At 37.1% G+C, this 16,160-nt stretch carries 15 protein-coding genes; 12 read left to right on the top strand and 3 right to left on the bottom strand.

Features of this window, described 5'->3' with window-relative positions:
• Positions 1 to 56 precede the first annotated feature (56 nt).
• Positions 57 to 1,433, bottom strand: coding sequence for a hypothetical protein (locus SJY09_RS01640; protein ID WP_396637227.1), 1,377 nt, complete (start codon positions 1,431 to 1,433; stop codon positions 57 to 59).
• Between the two features lie 123 nt (positions 1,434 to 1,556).
• Positions 1,557 to 3,446 carry a molecular chaperone HtpG gene (gene htpG, locus SJY09_RS01645; protein WP_396637228.1) on the bottom strand — a complete coding sequence of 630 codons (1,890 nt, stop codon included), beginning with the start codon at positions 3,444 to 3,446 and terminating at the stop codon, positions 1,557 to 1,559.
• A 343-nt stretch (positions 3,447 to 3,789) separates the two neighbouring features.
• On the opposite strand from htpG, the gene SJY09_RS01650 reads away from it, so the two are divergent.
• From SJY09_RS01650 to SJY09_RS01665, 4 genes are all read left to right on the top strand, one after another.
• Complete coding sequence (locus tag SJY09_RS01650; RefSeq protein ID WP_396637229.1) at positions 3,790 to 4,443, top strand: TetR family transcriptional regulator C-terminal domain-containing protein; 654 nt, start codon at positions 3,790 to 3,792, stop codon at positions 4,441 to 4,443.
• Positions 4,444 to 4,463: 20 nt separating this feature from the next.
• Positions 4,464 to 5,774: an ABC1 kinase family protein gene (locus SJY09_RS01655; protein WP_396637230.1), complete on the top strand. Its 1,311-nt coding sequence runs from the start codon at positions 4,464 to 4,466 to the stop codon at positions 5,772 to 5,774.
• 91 nt (positions 5,775 to 5,865) lie between these two features.
• Positions 5,866 to 6,876, top strand: a complete 1,011-nt coding sequence (locus SJY09_RS01660; protein WP_396637231.1) for a 3-oxoacyl-ACP synthase III family protein — start codon at positions 5,866 to 5,868, stop codon at positions 6,874 to 6,876.
• A 487-nt stretch (positions 6,877 to 7,363) separates the two neighbouring features.
• Positions 7,364 to 7,723: a CoA-binding protein gene (locus tag SJY09_RS01665; protein ID WP_396637232.1), complete on the top strand. Its 360-nt coding sequence runs from the start codon at positions 7,364 to 7,366 to the stop codon at positions 7,721 to 7,723.
• On the opposite strand, the gene SJY09_RS01670 is transcribed toward SJY09_RS01665, so the two are convergent.
• Positions 7,720 to 9,207 carry a sodium:solute symporter gene (locus SJY09_RS01670; RefSeq protein ID WP_396637233.1) on the bottom strand — a complete coding sequence of 496 codons (1,488 nt, stop codon included), beginning with the start codon at positions 9,205 to 9,207 and terminating at the stop codon, positions 7,720 to 7,722. The genes SJY09_RS01665 and SJY09_RS01670 overlap by 4 nt on opposite strands.
• 68 nt (positions 9,208 to 9,275) lie before the next feature.
• Here SJY09_RS01670 and recR point away from each other — a divergent pair, with 68 nt between their 5' ends.
• From recR to SJY09_RS01710, 8 genes are all read left to right on the top strand, one after another.
• Complete coding sequence (gene recR, locus SJY09_RS01675; RefSeq protein ID WP_396637234.1) at positions 9,276 to 9,896, top strand: recombination mediator RecR; 621 nt, start codon at positions 9,276 to 9,278, stop codon at positions 9,894 to 9,896.
• Positions 9,897 to 9,987: 91 nt separating this feature from the next.
• Positions 9,988 to 11,340, top strand: a complete 1,353-nt coding sequence (locus SJY09_RS01680) for a dihydrolipoamide acetyltransferase family protein (protein ID WP_396637235.1) — start codon at positions 9,988 to 9,990, stop codon at positions 11,338 to 11,340.
• Between the two features lie 80 nt (positions 11,341 to 11,420).
• Positions 11,421 to 12,206, top strand: coding sequence for a prolyl oligopeptidase family serine peptidase (locus SJY09_RS01685; RefSeq protein WP_396637236.1), 786 nt, complete (start codon positions 11,421 to 11,423; stop codon positions 12,204 to 12,206).
• 59 nt (positions 12,207 to 12,265) lie between these two features.
• Complete coding sequence (locus SJY09_RS01690) at positions 12,266 to 13,042, top strand: exonuclease domain-containing protein (RefSeq protein ID WP_396637237.1); 777 nt, start codon at positions 12,266 to 12,268, stop codon at positions 13,040 to 13,042.
• Positions 13,043 to 13,954: a carboxypeptidase-like regulatory domain-containing protein gene (locus SJY09_RS01695; protein ID WP_396637238.1), complete on the top strand. Its 912-nt coding sequence runs from the start codon at positions 13,043 to 13,045 to the stop codon at positions 13,952 to 13,954.
• Between the two features lie 9 nt (positions 13,955 to 13,963).
• Positions 13,964 to 14,575 carry a fumarylacetoacetate hydrolase family protein gene (locus SJY09_RS01700; RefSeq protein ID WP_396637239.1) on the top strand — a complete coding sequence of 204 codons (612 nt, stop codon included), beginning with the start codon at positions 13,964 to 13,966 and terminating at the stop codon, positions 14,573 to 14,575.
• Positions 14,575 to 14,913, top strand: a complete 339-nt coding sequence (locus SJY09_RS01705) for an Hpt domain-containing protein (protein WP_396637240.1) — start codon at positions 14,575 to 14,577, stop codon at positions 14,911 to 14,913. Before SJY09_RS01700 ends, SJY09_RS01705 begins: the two co-directional genes overlap by 1 nt.
• The gene (locus SJY09_RS01710; RefSeq protein WP_396637241.1) at positions 14,913 to 16,160 is read left to right on the top strand and encodes a competence/damage-inducible protein A; all 1,248 of its coding nucleotides are present in this window, start codon (positions 14,913 to 14,915) and stop codon (positions 16,158 to 16,160) included. Before SJY09_RS01705 ends, SJY09_RS01710 begins: the two co-directional genes overlap by 1 nt.

A 16,160-nucleotide genomic window follows, 5' to 3' on the forward strand; every position in this document is an offset into this window, starting at 1 on the left:
AAAACCACCTCTAAAATAGAGGTGGTTTCAAGTTATAATTTAGTTAGTAATGATGATTATTTAGTGCTTAGCGAATCTACTTGTATATGGGCCGTTAGAGTAGTTCTATCGTCTTTAGGAAAATACCAAAAAGGGATTGACACCCACTTTTCAGCCGCAATACTATCTGTTTTAAATTTTTTATTCTTAATTGTAAGTAAATGTTTGCCTCTAGGGTACCCCATGAGATCAACGAACATCTCTAAATCTAACCTGGAATTATCATTGGTTATAAGAATGAGATCACTTTCTATGATTGTACTGTCAATTTGAAAGTGAAACATTTCATTGATTGTTTTTAGATAGGTTTCTGTTTTAATCTTTGTCGTGTCTTTCTTACCTGAAAAATTAATAAAATTAATACCGAATTTATAAGTTCTTTCATCCGTTTCCGGTTTTAAAAGTGAATCATAGACAATAATCTCGTCTTCCACGAACTTACGATAGGGAATGGTAATATGTAAAAAGTTATCGGTAATAGTTTTTGACTGTATTGCCGTACTTCGTAAAAACTCTTTGTTTTTAGTAACTACATCTTTATAATTACGCCTGTTGGCAAATGCTGTAGATGAGCTATCATTTGTATTAAAAAAGTTGCTCGGGTTCATTTCTAATGAAAAGAAGAGCAGTAATACCCCGTAGATAGGGATTAAACTATATATAATTTTCTTACCGAATTTATTATCTAATAGATTGTAGAGAAGAGGTCTATATATAAAGGATAGGGTTAAGATGCTGAAGACTTTATAAACTGGCATATAAACTTTAGCTACGTCTCTGGAACGTTTTACTATTCCTGGGATTACAAAATCTATTATAGTAATAAGATGCCCTATAATAAAAGCAGGAAATAGGGTGAAACCTAAAATAGCCTTTACTTCAAATGGTAAAAAATCATTTTCGGCCAAAAAGAAAATAAAAAACAGGAATATTAAAAAGTTCAATGATATGGCTATGGTTATGAAGGCGATTAAAAAGGTTACTCCAAAGAGAATACTGGAATAATTTTCCAGGTTTATAATGTACTTGTCAAAGGAACCTATTCGTTTTTTAAGATGTTTTTTAAATATGTCGGCAATATGCAGTTCATCAAAATCAATATCTCCAGAGACAGATCGTATCCCCACGGCACCGATCCATAGCCCCCTTAAAAGTACATGCAGAATAAGATTAAAAATAGCAAGTATGCAGGTAATGTGTATAGTCTTGATAAATATGGATTGAAATTGGTTCCCTTCAAAACTTTTGGCTAGAGCAAACTCTCTTAATGGTTCTAAAGCGCTGAATAAACCAAAGATTGCAAAACCAGAAATTACCAGTTCTAACTGCCAGCTTTGTACTTGTAGCTCATCTAAAATATCTTCATATTTCAGACCATTCTTTTCACTTTGCATATGGTTGGTATTTAATTGGCAGTAAATTAATGGTAAAACCTGTAATATGCAATCTGAAATTTGTGTCATAAAAAAACCGCTTCATTTTACTGAAGCGGTTTTTGTATTTACTTATGGGTGGTCTTATTTTACCATCTCATAACTACGTTTTATAAATTCGGTGAGTTCAGCACCTTTTAATAGTCCTTTGGATAATCTTGCCAAATCTAAAGACTGATTAATTAAACGTTCCTTTTTCTTGGCCGTCTTAGTGCTTAAAATTTCACCTACCAATTCATGATTGGTATTAACGATGAGGTTGTACATTTCTGGCATGTTGCCCATACCGAACATCCCACCACCTCCGGTCTGCTGCATTTCTTTCATGCGGCGCATAAATTCCGGTTCTGTTATTATAAAGGGAGAGGCATCACTGTCCATAGCTTCTAACTGCACTGTATAGCTACTTTTCTCGCCAATTACTTTTTCCAGTTCGGTCTTTAGGGTTTCTTTTTCCTCATCCGATAATTTAGAGATTTGCGTTTCCTCTTTTTGGATAAGTTTATCAATATGGTCCGCATCTACTCGTGCAAAAGAAATTTTCTCTTTTGAAGTTTCCAGTTTTTGCATTAAATGTCCTATGATAGGAGAATCTAATAATAAAACTTCGTAACCTTTAGCCTTGGCAGCTTCGATGTAGCTATGCTGTGCTTCTTTATCGGAGGCATAAAGAATAACTGTTTTATCATCCTTATCTGTCTGGGACCCTTTAATTTTTTCGTGTAACTCCTCAAAAGTGTAAAAAGAGCCATCTACGGTAGGGTACAATGCAAATTTGTCCGCTTTCTCAAAGAATTTGTCCTCTGATAGCATTCCGTATTCGATTACGATTTTAATATCGTTCCACTTGGCCTCAAAATCTTCACGGTTGTTTTTAAACAAAGAACTCAGTTTGTCCGCAACTTTTCGTGTAATGTAAGATGAAATCTTTTTTACCGCCCCATCTGCTTGTAAGTAGGAGCGAGAAACATTTAGCGGAATATCCGGAGAATCAATGACACCACGTAGCATGGTCAGGAATTCTGGTACAATTCCTTCTACATTATCGGTAACAAATACCTGATTTTGATATAGCTGAATCCTATCTTTCTGAACGTTCAAATCGTTCGTAAGCTTTGGAAAGTATAAGATTCCCGTTAAGTTAAAAGGATAGTCAACGTTTAAGTGAATACTAAATAAAGGCTCCTCAAACTGCATGGGATACATTTCCCTGTAGAAATCTTTATAATCCTGTTCTTTTAAATCGGCTGGCTGTTTGGTCCATGCCGGGTTTGGGTTATTGATAATATTATCTACTTCTTGTGTAGGAGCTGGGTCTTCTTCCTTTGCATCTTCCGGTTTGGGCAAGGTTTCGGTTTTCATGCCAAATTTAATAGGAACGGGCATAAACTTGTTGTACTTGCTCAATAGTTCCGTTATGCGTTGGTCTTCAAGAAATTCAGTAGAATCCTCTGCGATATGAAGAATGATTTCCGTTCCCCTAGTTTCCTTTTTAGATTTTTTGGTCGTGAATTTTGGAGAACCATCACAGGTCCAGTGCACAGCTGGTTCGTCCTTAAAACTTTTAGTTATGATTTCTACTTTTTCTGCCACCATAAAAGCGGAGTAGAAACCTAGACCAAAGTGCCCAATGATACCTGCGTCTTTGGCAGAATCTTCATATTTGTTCAAAAATTCTTCCGCTCCGGAAAAGGCAACTTCATTAATATATTTTTTCACCTCTTCTTCTGTCATCCCTAAACCTTGGTCAATAACATGAAGCTTTTTACCTTCTTTGTCAACCTTTACCTCAATAATGGGGTTGCCGTATTCTACCTTGGCCTCTCCAATGGAAGTCAAGTGTTTCAATTTCAGGGTTGCATCCGTTGCATTGGAAATTAACTCCCGAAGAAAAATTTCATGATCGCTGTACAAAAATTTCTTTATAAGCGGAAATATGTTGTCTACCGAAACATTTATTTTACCTGTAGCCATAATTACATTGTATTTAATTTTACCATTAACCGTTGTCAAAAAAAATACCACAATACAGAACGATGACAAACTGACATATCTCTGTCCTAAAAAAGTTTAACAAAATTTTCTGTTTAATTTTTTTTAATAAAAGTTAAACAGCATTATATTTGTATTGTGATTAGAAAAGAATTGCTATGAAAAAGATTCTAAAAGTATAATCACGTTATGATTATTTATTGGTTAGGTTGTTAGAAAACGTGCTTTCCCCGAAAGCACGTTTTTGTTAAAGGATACCTAAACTTCACCAGACTTGTTTTTATTTAAAACAGGTGTCGTAAATTGAGGAAACAAATATAATTCTATGGCTACCAAAGCAAAAAAGATAACGGAGGATATCATCATCACTAAATACATGGAGTATGTGCTAGAACATGAAAAAACTCCTAAGTCCATTTATAAGTTTTGTAAAGCAAATGCTATTAAGGAAGAAGATTTTTATCTCTTCTTTGGTTCTTTGGAAAGACTTCAAAAGGGGATATGGGAGAAGTTCTTTACGAACACCCTTGGACTTATTCAAAAAAACAAAGAATATGAAGGTTTTAGTAATAAGGATAAGATGCTCACTTTTTTCTACACCTTTTTCGAAATTTTAACCCTAAATAGAAGTTATGTGCTTTTTGTGCTGGGTACCGAAAAAAATACTCTGAAAAATTTAGAGCAGTTAAAAGGACTTCGAAAGCACGTTAAGGCATTTGCCAAAGATTTAATTGAAGACGGTAATGCTGAAAAGAACTTTAAAATAACGAAACACAATCCACAAATATTCTCTGAGGGAGCTTGGTTACAGTTCCTGTTTATTCTAAAGTTTTGGATGAACGACGATTCCGCCAGGTTTGAGAAAACCGACATGGCTATTGAAAAATCTGTGAACACCATTTTTGACCTTTTTGATAATACGCCATTGGAAAACATAGTTGACTTCGGTAAATTTCTATACAAAGAGACATTTGCTTAAACCATAATTGATATATACTATTGAAGACACTTGATAAAATACCTACAGGAAAAATAGAAAGAGCTAGTAAGCTTGTTAAAACTGGTGTTAAGATAGGTGGCAACTATGCTAAATATTATAGCAAAAAGCTTATTAATTCGGAAACTTCGAAAGACGAACTCAATGAGGACAATGCAGAGGATATTTATGACGGGTTAAAGAGTCTTAAAGGTAGTGCGCTCAAAGTAGCTCAGATGTTGAGTATGGAGAAGAATTTGCTTCCTAATGCTTACGTAGAGAAGTTTTCCCTTTCGCAGTTTTCTGTACCGCCATTATCAGCACCTTTAGTAAGAAAAACGTTTAAAAATTACCAAGGCGAATTTCCCGAAGATGTTTTTGACACCTTCGAGAAAAATTCTATTAACGCTGCAAGCATAGGTCAAGTTCACAAAGCGACCAAAGATGGAAAGGAATTAGCGGTAAAGATTCAATATCCAGGGGTTGCTCAAAGTATAAGTAGTGATTTAGCTTTGGTGCGACCAATTGCTATACGCATGTTCAATCTTAAAGGAAAGGACTCCGATAAGTACTTTAGAGAGGTTGAAGACAAATTGATAGAAGAAACCAATTATCTTTTAGAAATTAAACAGAGCAAGGAAATCACCGGAGCATGCGGTGTTATTAAAGGCTTACGATTCCCTGAGTATTACGAAAATTTATCCAGTGAACGTATTATAACAATGGATTGGATGGCCGGAGTGCATTTAAGCGAGTTTGCAAAGACAGATTTCTCTCAGGAACTAGGCAACAAATTAGGGCAAACACTTTGGGATTTTTATATGTACCAAATACACGGACTAAAGAAAGTTCATGCCGATCCACATCCTGGGAATTTTTTAATAAACGAGCAAGAGGAATTAATAGCTATTGATTTTGGCTGTATTAAAGAGGTGCCAGATTCTTTTTACGTGCCTTATTTTGAGCTAGCCAAGAAGGAAAATATTTCCAATGATAAAATCTTCATGGAGAAGTTATACGAGTTAGAAATTTTGATTCCTTCGGATAGCAAGGAGGACATTAAATTTTTTACAACTCTTTTTCATGAAATGCTAAGCCTCTTCACTTCTCCCTTTCATGAGGAAACTTTTGATTTTGGTAATGGAGATTTTTGGAATAAAATTGCCGCACTAAGTGAACATTATGCCTCTGATAAAGAAATAAGAAAAATGAACGGTAATAGAGGGTCTAAGCACTTTCTCTACATGAACAGAACATTTTTTGGTCTTTATAATTTATTACATGACCTTAAGGCAAACATTAAAGTGAACAGTTTTAAGCAATACCTTTCTTAGGAAAGAACGTAAACTTAAAATGCCTCTGGCTTGGGAATAGTTGGTTATATTGCACTACGATTTAGAACAATTAATCATATAAAATTTTCCTATGTATAATTCTAAAATTACAGGTTTAGGTTATTATGTTCCCGAGAATGTGGTAACAAACGACGATTTGTCCAAAGTTATGGACACAAATGACGCATGGATTCAGGAAAGAACGGGAATTAAGGAGAGAAGACACGTAGTAAAGGGTAGTGAAGATACTACGACGACGATGGGTGTTAAGGCTGCAAAGATTGCCATAGAGCGTGCAGGTATTGATAAAAACGACATTGATTTTATTGTCTTTGCAACACTAAGTCCAGATTACTACTTCCCTGGCCCCGGAGTTCTTGTGCAAAGAGATTTGGGTATAGCTACTGTAGGTGCCTTGGACGTGCGTAATCAGTGTTCTGGATTTATTTATGGTATCTCTGTGGCAGACCAATATATTAAAAGTGGCATGTATAAGAACATCTTGGTTATTGGGTCGGAATTACATTCCTATGGTCTAGATATGTCTACCAGAGGAAGGGGTGTGTCGGTAATTTTTGGTGATGGAGCCGGGGCAGCAGTGCTAAGTAGGGAAGAAGATACGACAAAAGGGATACTGTCCACGCATTTACATTCCGAAGGCCAGCATGCAGAGGAATTGTCCTTAATAGCTCCAGGAATGGGTAAAAGGTGGGTTACGGATATCATATCCGAAAACGACCCTAATGACGAGTCCTATTTCCCTTATATGAACGGTCAATTTGTATTTAAGAATGCGGTTGTGCGTTTCAGTGAGGTAATTATGGAAGGCTTAGGGAAAAACAAGTTACAGCCAACAGATATCGATTTGCTAGTGCCGCATCAAGCGAATTTGAGAATTTCTCAGTTTATTCAAAAGAAATTCGGACTCACAGATACACAAGTATTCAATAATATTATGAAATACGGCAATACTACTGCCGCTTCAATTCCTATAGCTCTCACAGAGGCATGGGAGTCTGGTAAGGTAAATTCTGGTGACCTTGTCGTTTTAGCTGCTTTTGGAAGTGGTTTCACTTGGGGTAGCGCTATAATTAGATGGTAAATAAAAACCCGTGACATTGTCACGGGTTCCTTAAAATTGAAATTCTACGCTTAAAAACCAACCAATCTAAGCTTAAAGAATATCAATCCTATTTTAATAGACTCCTATTTTGGTTTAATGTTACGTTGTTGGTGAGCTTTAACGCAAACTTAACTGAAACGTCCTTCATTTTGAACTTACGTAAACTACCCCGGGTCAAGCCCGCAAGGCATTATAAAGAAAATCACGTTTACTTTTGACGCAAACGTCACGGTATTTAAATCTCGATTATCGAGTAAAAAACGAAACCCGAGCATAAGCTCGGGTTTCTACGCTGATAGGCTATACTAAACACTAACCATTAACTATAAATATATAGCGTTATCAACTTCTTAAATATTTTTCACTAATTGAACTTTCGTTTTCATTACTTTTATCAATCTACTAAGAGACGAAAATTTTCGTAAATAGTTACAAGCTCATGCAAAGTTTAACATGCTAATAACATATGAAAAAAACACTAGTATTTGGAGCTTCTTTAAAATCAGAACGTTACAGCAATATTGCAGTAAATAGATTAATAAACAAAGGAATCAAAACCGAAGCTTTTGGTTTGAGATTTGGTAATATCGGGGGAGTAGAAGTTAATACCAATTTGGATAAATTCCAAGATATCCACACAATAACTTTGTATTTAAATCAACAAAGGCAAAAGCAATATTATAAAAATATTATAGCGTTAAATCCTAGCCGAGTTATTTTTAATCCGGGAACTGAAAACCCCGAATTTTATAAGCTATTGCAAGAGCACGGTATCGAGGTACAAGTAGCATGCACCTTGGTTTTATTGGCTACAAATCAATATTAAGAATTGGGCATAGCTGTTTCATTAGGCGTTTTTTTTCGAATCAACCAAAGCCCAATAAAAGTCAGTAAACCATTAATAGGTAAAAGCTCATATCCAAAGACATAACCGCCCAAATTTTCGGGAGGAATTTTTCCGAGGAGAACAATGGTAATGACCGATACTAACGCTACTAACCACACATATTTGTCTTTCACTTGATATGTAGTAAAAATACCAAAGGAAAATAATCCTAATAATGGTCCGTACGTATAAGAGGCTACAGTAAGTAAGCCGTCTATTACATTTCTGTCTAAGATATACTTGAAGGATACAACAACCAATATAAGTAGTAAGCTCATTCCAATATGGGTTTTTCTTCTTGTGTTTTTAGCCTCCTTTTCAGATTTCTTTTCGGTGCCTAAAAAATCTACACAGAAAGATGTAGTCAATGAGGTAAGGGCGCTATCGGCACTACTGTAGGCAGCCGCTATTAAACCCAACATAAAAGTTATGGCTACGGTTATTCCCAGCCCACTGTTCAAGGCTATTTCAGGAAAAAGTAAATCTGACTTTGGTGCGCCATCCATTAATGGCATCGCTATTTCAAATTTTTCGGCATAAATAAATAGAAGTGCACCTAGGAGCATAAAAACAAAGGTGACCAAAACTAGCACTACACTAAACGAAACCATATTTTTTTGTGCATCCTTAAGATTTCTACAAGTAAGATTCTTTTGCATCATATCTTGGTCTAGCCCTGTCATACAAATAGTAACGAACATGCCGCCTAAGAACGATTTTATCAAATGGTTTTTAGCGAAGAAATCGGCCGTAAAAATAGTTTTGCTATAGGTGGATAATTCTTGAGATGCAAGAAAATCCGAAAAGCTCCATTCTAGTCTATTCAAGATAAAATAGATAGATAAGCCTACCGAAATAAGCATAAACAAGGTTTGCAGTGTATCCGTCCACACTATAGTCTTTATGCCCCCTTTAAAGGTATATATCCAAATTAAAAGAATAGATAGTGTTACGGTAATCTCAAACGGTACGTTCCACGAATCGAAAACAAATTGCTGTAAAACGATAGCCACTAAGAATAATCTAAAAGCTGCTCCTAAAACTCTAGATATAAAGAAAGATATAGCACCTACTTTATAGCTTACAAAGCCGAATCTGTCGTCTAGATATTCATAAATTGATGTCACGTTCTGTCGGTAATATATAGGTAGTAGTACGTATGCGGTAATAAGATAACCCAAGAAATACCCAAATACCACCTGCATGTAGCTAAACTGTGAGGCATCTACCCAACCAGGTACCGAGATAAAGGTGACGCCAGATAACGAAGCACCTACCATTCCAAAGGCTACTAGATACCATGGAGATTGTTTCCCTGCTTTAAAAAAATCTTCATTGGAATCATTTTTTCCCGTGAAATATGATATAAGAAGTAGCAAGAGAAAATAACCGCCGATTAAAAGTAATATATGGGAAGCATTCATTAGAAATAATTTACGGGCAAAGTACAAAAAGTAAAAATAGTGCGTAATTTTACGTGAAAATGTAGTGAATGGATTTTTCTTCAAAATTATTGGAAAATGCCGTCTACGAAATGTCGCAATTACCAGGTATAGGTAAGCGAACGGCACTTCGTTTAGTACTCCATTTATTAAAACAATCCGAGCAACGAACAGAACAATTATCTAGCGCATTGGTTCAACTACGCAGTACGGTGCAGTTCTGTAAAAATTGTCATAATATTTCGGACACGGAACACTGTGAAATCTGTGCCAACCCCAAACGAGATGCTTCTTTAGTGTGCGTGGTAGAGGATATCAGGGATGTTATGGCGATAGAAAACACAGGTCAATACCGTGGAATGTACCACGTGCTAGGTGGAAAAATTTCTCCCATGGAGGGGATAGGCCCTCAAGATTTAACCATAGCTTCCTTAGTTTCTAAAGTGCATAAGGGTGAAATAAACGAATTGATATTCGCGTTAAGTTCTACGATGGAGGGCGATACGACCAATTTTTATATTTTTAAACAAATAGAGGAATTCCAGATAAGGACGTCAACCATTGCCAGAGGTATAGCGGTAGGTGACGAATTAGAATATGCAGATGAGGTCACCTTGGGAAGAAGTATCCTTAACAGGGTGCCATTTGAGGGTTCTTTTAACAGTAACTAAGGAATATTATAATATTACAAAATCAATAAAAAGCTATATTTTTTATTATTTTTGCAAAAAAAGTACTTAAAAGCAGTATTAAATTATTGATATGTCAAAATTTGAATTAAAACTACCACGAATGGGAGAGAGTGTTGCAGAAGCCACACTAACATCTTGGTTGAAGGAAGTTGGGGATACTATTGAAATGGATGAGGCAATTTTTGAGATTGCCACGGATAAGGTGGATAGTGAAGTTCCTAGCGAGGTAGATGGGGTTTTAATAGAAAAACGATTCAACGTCGATGATGTTATCAAGGTAGGCGATACGGTAGCTGTAATAGAATTGAGCGAAGGGCAAGAAGCTCCACCGAAAAACGAAGTGCAGGAAGAAGAAGCCTTAGAGGAAGAAATGGTAGCCGCAGCGGAGGAAGCTTTGTCTAAAGCGAAGGATGCGGTAAGTAGCCCCACTCCAGATTATGCGAGTTCTGAACGTTTTTATTCACCATTGGTAAAAAATATTGCGAAAGAAGAAGGCGTATCCTTTTCGGAATTGGAGTCCATTTCAGGTACTGGCAAGGACGGACGCGTCACTAAGAACGATATTTTAGCCTATGTGCAACAAAAAGGAAAATCCAAAGTAACTACCAGTGTCCCAGCACCTGTTGAGCAGTCTGTTAAACAAGAAGTACAAGCGCCTATTAAATATACACCCAAAGAAACGCCACAAAAGGCAGCTCCAATAATGGTATCCGGAGGTGATGAGATCATAGCGATGTCCAGAATGGGTAAGCTTATTGCCAAGCATATGGTAGATAGTGTGTCTACTTCTGCCCACGTGCAAAGTTTCATAGAAGTTGATGTAACCAATATTGTCAATTGGAGAACCAAGATGAAGGCTTCTTTTGAGAAGCAAGAGGGCGAGAAGCTCACCTTCACGCCAATTTTCATGGAGGCCATTGCAAAGGCATTAAAAAAATATCCGATGATGAATATCTCCGTAGACGGCGATAATGTCATCAAAAAGAAAAATATTAATATCGGTATGGCTGCTGCGCTTCCGGACGGAAACCTCATTGTGCCGGTAATTAAGAATGCAGACCAGTTAAACTTGGTGGGCATGGCAAAAGTTGTTAATGACTTGGCCCATCGTTCTAGGAATAATGAACTTAAGCCAGACGAAGTCCAAGACGGTACGTATACGGTTACTAATGTTGGTACTTTTGGTAGCGTGTTCGGTACCCCGATTATTAATCAGCCTCAAGTAGGTATTATGGCCTTAGGTGCCATACGTAAAATACCAGCTGTTATAGAGACCAGCGAAGGAGATTTTATAGGAATTCGAAGCAAAATGTACCTCTCCCATAGTTATGACCATAGAGTAGTTAACGGAGCTTTGGGTAGTATGTTCGCAAAGGCGGTTGCGGATTACCTAGAGGCCTGGGATATCAACAGGGAAATCTAAACTTCAATATTCAGTAGTGGATTAAGATTAAATAGGATAATCGTTACCTTTAGTTGTAACTGAAGATAATAACCTATTAAATGAGAGTTACCATGCTATTGCTTTTTGCTGTTTTCTTTTCTTGGAAAAATGGCATTTCCCAGGATCATATCAGCCTGTTCCAAAAGAAGATTTATAACATGGGTAATCAGTTTATGCCCTATAGGATATTATTGCCCCAAGATTATGATACAAATAAAGCCTATCCACTGCTATTGGTACTTCATGGAGCAGGTGAGCGTGGAAATGATAATGAAGCCCAACTTAAGCATGGTGCTGACCTTTTTCTAAAAACTGAAGTTCGTCAGGATTATCCGGCAATAGTAGTCTTTCCTCAATGCGCCCAAGATGGGTATTGGAGTAATGTTGATAGGGAACGGGGAGAGGCAAAGTTTACCTTCACCTTTTCATCAAATGGAGCGCCGACACCTCAAATGGAAACCTTACAGAATTTGGTTGCTGATTTAACGAAGCGCTATAATGTTGATTTGTCCAGGATATACGTTGGTGGTCTTTCTATGGGAGGTATGGGCACTTTTGAAATCGTTCGTAGAAACCCAGAACTTTTTGCAGGGGCTTTCGCTATATGTGGGGGAGCACACCCAGATACCGCATCAAAAATGATAAACACCCCTTTTTGGATTTTTCATGGAGATAGTGATAAGGTAGTTGCCTATGAGCATTCGGTACTAATTGTAGCTGCGCTTAAAGCTGCTGGTGCTAAAGTTAAATTCACAACTTATGATGGTGTAGGCCATAATAGTTGGTCAAAGGCATTTGAGGATAAGCAGCTTTTACCTTGGTTATTTTCCAACAAGAAAGATTAATGCTGTTTTACCATATTAGATAATAGTCGAAAAGTTATCTTTGTAAAAAGTCCCAGAAAATGGAGTTAAAACTTACAAGACCTATTTGTTTTTTTGATTTAGAGACCACAGGAATAAATGTTGCCAAAGACCGTATAGTAGAAATTTCTATACTTAAGGTTTTTCCTAACGGAAACAAGGAGAGTAGAACTTGGTTGGTTAATCCTGAAATGCATATTCCAGATGAGGTCATCGCGGTACACGGCATATCCAATGAGAAGGTAGCTAACGAACCTACTTTTAAAGAACTTTCCAAGGATATTTACGCCATGGTAAAGGATAGTGATTTGGGAGGCTTTAATTCTGACCGTTTTGATATCCCTTTATTGGCAGAGGAAATGTTACGGGCAGATATTGATTTTGATATGAAAAATACGGTTTCGGTAGATGTGCAGACCATTTTTCATAAAATGGAAAAACGAACGCTAGAAGCCGCCTATAAGTTCTATTGCGATAAAGATTTAACCGATGCGCATAGCGCCGAGGCAGATACTTTGGCCACTTATGAAGTGCTTCTATCTCAGTTGGACCGATATCCTGAGTTAGAGAATAATATTAAAAAACTCTCGGAGTTCTCAAGAAGAAAACAGTCCGTAGATTTTGCGGGCTTTATTGCCTTGGATAAGGATGGGGAAGAGATTTTCTCGTTCGGTAAGCACAAAGGAAAGAAAGTACACGATGTCTTAGAGAAAGAACCAGGGTATTTTGGCTGGATTCTTAATGCTGATTTTCCGCTTTACACCAAAAAAATCCTTACCCAAATCAAATTAAGTAAACTCAATAATAAACTGAGCTAGATGAAGGTACTCTTGGTATTGCTGTTTTGTATCAGTGCAGGCTATGCTCAAGAGGTTTTAGTAGAGGGCTATATTGTAGATGAAAATAATGGAAAACCTATTCCTTATGCCAATCTTAGTTTTCTGAACACGCTGAAAGGAACATCTAGTGATGAGAAGGGTCATTTTTACATAGACGTGCCTGAATCATATGTAGCTAAAAAGGTACACATTTCTTCTCTGGGTTTTAGGGATACCATTCTTCCCGCAAGAACAATTTTAGAAAGGAAGGAAGTTCGGATGAGCGAAGATACCTATGAGTTAGATGAGGTTGTCGTTTCTAAAAGTCTTGGAGATGTTATTATTCTAAACCCTATTAGTTCCTACAAGATAAAGAGTGGTTTCTCCTCGGCGGCCACACCTTGGGTTTTGGCTACCTATTTTCCAAATATTGGAGCCTCCAAGAAATATATCGATAAAATTACGATACACGTTCAGAATGAAACTCAGTTCAAAAGAACTTCCTCAAAGTTTAGATTACGCATCTACGATGTGGATAAAAAAACTAAAAAACCGAATCGGGATTTAATACTCAAAAGCATCATTCTGGAATCAATGGAATCAGAGGATTTCGTTTCCATAGATTTGTCCAGTATTGGGATCAAGGTGCCTCAAGAAGGGGTTTATATTGGATTGGAGTGGCTTTTTCTGCCATTTAATTGGTATGCGAACACTTTTGAACATCCCATATCAAAAAAGAAAATTGTAGAAGATCGTTTTGCACCAACTTTCGCCGCGGTATATCAAAAAAATCAGAATTATAGAACCATGGTGTATGGAATGGGGGAATGGTCGGATTTTAGTATTAAAGCTCGGGGTAATAGCCAAAACCTAATACCGGCAATAACCTTAAAGCTTTCAAAAGAAAAATAATCATCCCTTATGAAGATAATATGTATTGGTCGCAATTACGCAGACCATATAAAGGAATTAAAAAATGAAAAGCCTTCGGAGCCGGTAATCTTTATAAAACCGGATTCATCGGTCTTGCCTAAGGAACAAGACTTCTATATTCCTGAATTTACTAGTGATGTACATTACGAGGTAGAAGTTTTGGTAAAGATCAAGAAAGTAGGAAAGCATATTGATGAAAAATTTGCAAATACCTACTATGATGAGGTAGGCTTGGGAATAGATTTCACGGCACGGGATTTACAATCAAAATTAAAGGAAAAGGGCTTGCCATGGGAAAAAGCAAAAGGTTTTGATGGTGCTACGGTGATAGGAAATTGGTTGCCAAAAACCAAATTTAAGGACCTTAACAATCTCAATTTTAAACTTTTAAAGAATGATGAAGTGGTACAGGTCGGAAACACCAATTTAATGCTTTGGAAAATAGATGAAATAATAGCCTATGTTTCTACGTTCTTTATGCTCAAAAAAGGAGATGTGATTTTTACGGGCACACCTGCAGGTGTTGGCAAAGTAAACGCAAATGATTACCTTACCGGTAGTTTGGAAAACGAGGAACTCTTCACAGTAAAAATAAAATAATGATTTATAATTTAGATAAGCTTAATGAAATGGCAGATGGCGACAAAGATTTCATTGAATCGGTCATTTCGGTATTTCTAGAAGAGGTTCCCGTAGATTTGGAAGCTTTGGAGATAGCACTAAAAGAAAAAAATCACGAAAGCGTTTATCAGCTTGCGCATAAAATAAAGCCCAATGTGGATTTATTGGGCATGGAACAGACGCGTGCCGCAGCTTTACAGATGGAAACACTTGGAAAACAAGCTGCTAATATGGAGGATATTGAAAAGATATTACCTGCGCTTAAAGCAGATATCCATCAGGTGATCGGGGAGCTTAAAACCGATTTTAACTTGTAATGCTTGCTGAAATCATTACCATTGGGGATGAGATTCTCATTGGTCAAATTATAGACACCAACTCTGCATTTATAGCTAAAGAGCTAAACAAAATAGGGATATCCGTATACCAAATTACTTCGGTTCAGGATGATAGGGAGCATATATTACAAGCACTTTCAGATGCCCAATCCCATGCTGATATTGTTATCGTAACTGGCGGATTAGGCCCTACAAAAGATGATATAACCAAACATACGTTTTGCGAATTTTTTAATGACACATTAGTGAAGAACACCGAAGTGTTGGCGCATGTAGAAGAATTGTTCGCAAAACATATTAGCACCCCTATTTCAGATTTAAATAGACAGCAGGCCTTAGTGCCTAGCAAGTCGGAGGTGCTTAAAAACAATTATGGAACGGCACCCGGGATGTGGTTTTACGAGAATGATACCGCATTTATTTCTATGCCGGGAGTACCTTTTGAGATGAAAAATATCATGAAGGATGCCGTCATTCCTAAATTAGTGGACTTTTTTGAAAGACCACATATAATTCATAAAACCATTATTACCTATGGTTTGGGAGAGAGTGCTATAGCCCAAAGGATAGAAGCATGGGAAGAGGCACTACCTAATTTTGTAAAACTGGCATATTTACCCAATCTTGGGAAAGTACACCTTAGGCTAACGGCGAAAGGTAAGGTGCGCAAAGTATTGCAAGAGGCTATTAACAGTGCTTCGATTACTTTATATCCGCTAATTGACGATATTTTGTACGGAACCGAAGATGAGGAAAGTTTAGAAGCGGTCGTAGCCAAATTATTAACTTCAAAGGGATTTACCTTGGCCACGGCCGAAAGTTTTACTGGAGGTAAAATTGCGGAACATATAACGGCAATTCCCGGTGCTTCGGCATATTTTAAGGGGAGTATCGTAAGTTACGCTACAGAAGCAAAAATAAATGTTCTTGGGGTGCCACAAGATGAGGTGGCTAAATATTCCGTAGTGAGCAAAGAGGTGGCAATGTCCATGGCTACCGGAGTCAAAGGTTTGTTAAAAACAGATTTTGCTGTGGCCACTACAGGTAACGCCGGGCCAACAAAAGGAGACTCACCAGCAAATGTGGGAACCGTCTTCATTGGTATTGCGTCACCAAATGGTGTTTTTGCAACAGAATTTAATATGGGAAACCATAGAGAGCGTATTGTACAAAAGTCTGTAAACAAGGCTTTTGAGTTGCTTCAAAAAGAAATTTTAAAAATGTGA

It is taken from the genome of Maribacter sp. R77961 (genome assembly GCF_044594925.1).
Taxonomy (GTDB): domain Bacteria; phylum Bacteroidota; class Bacteroidia; order Flavobacteriales; family Flavobacteriaceae; genus Maribacter.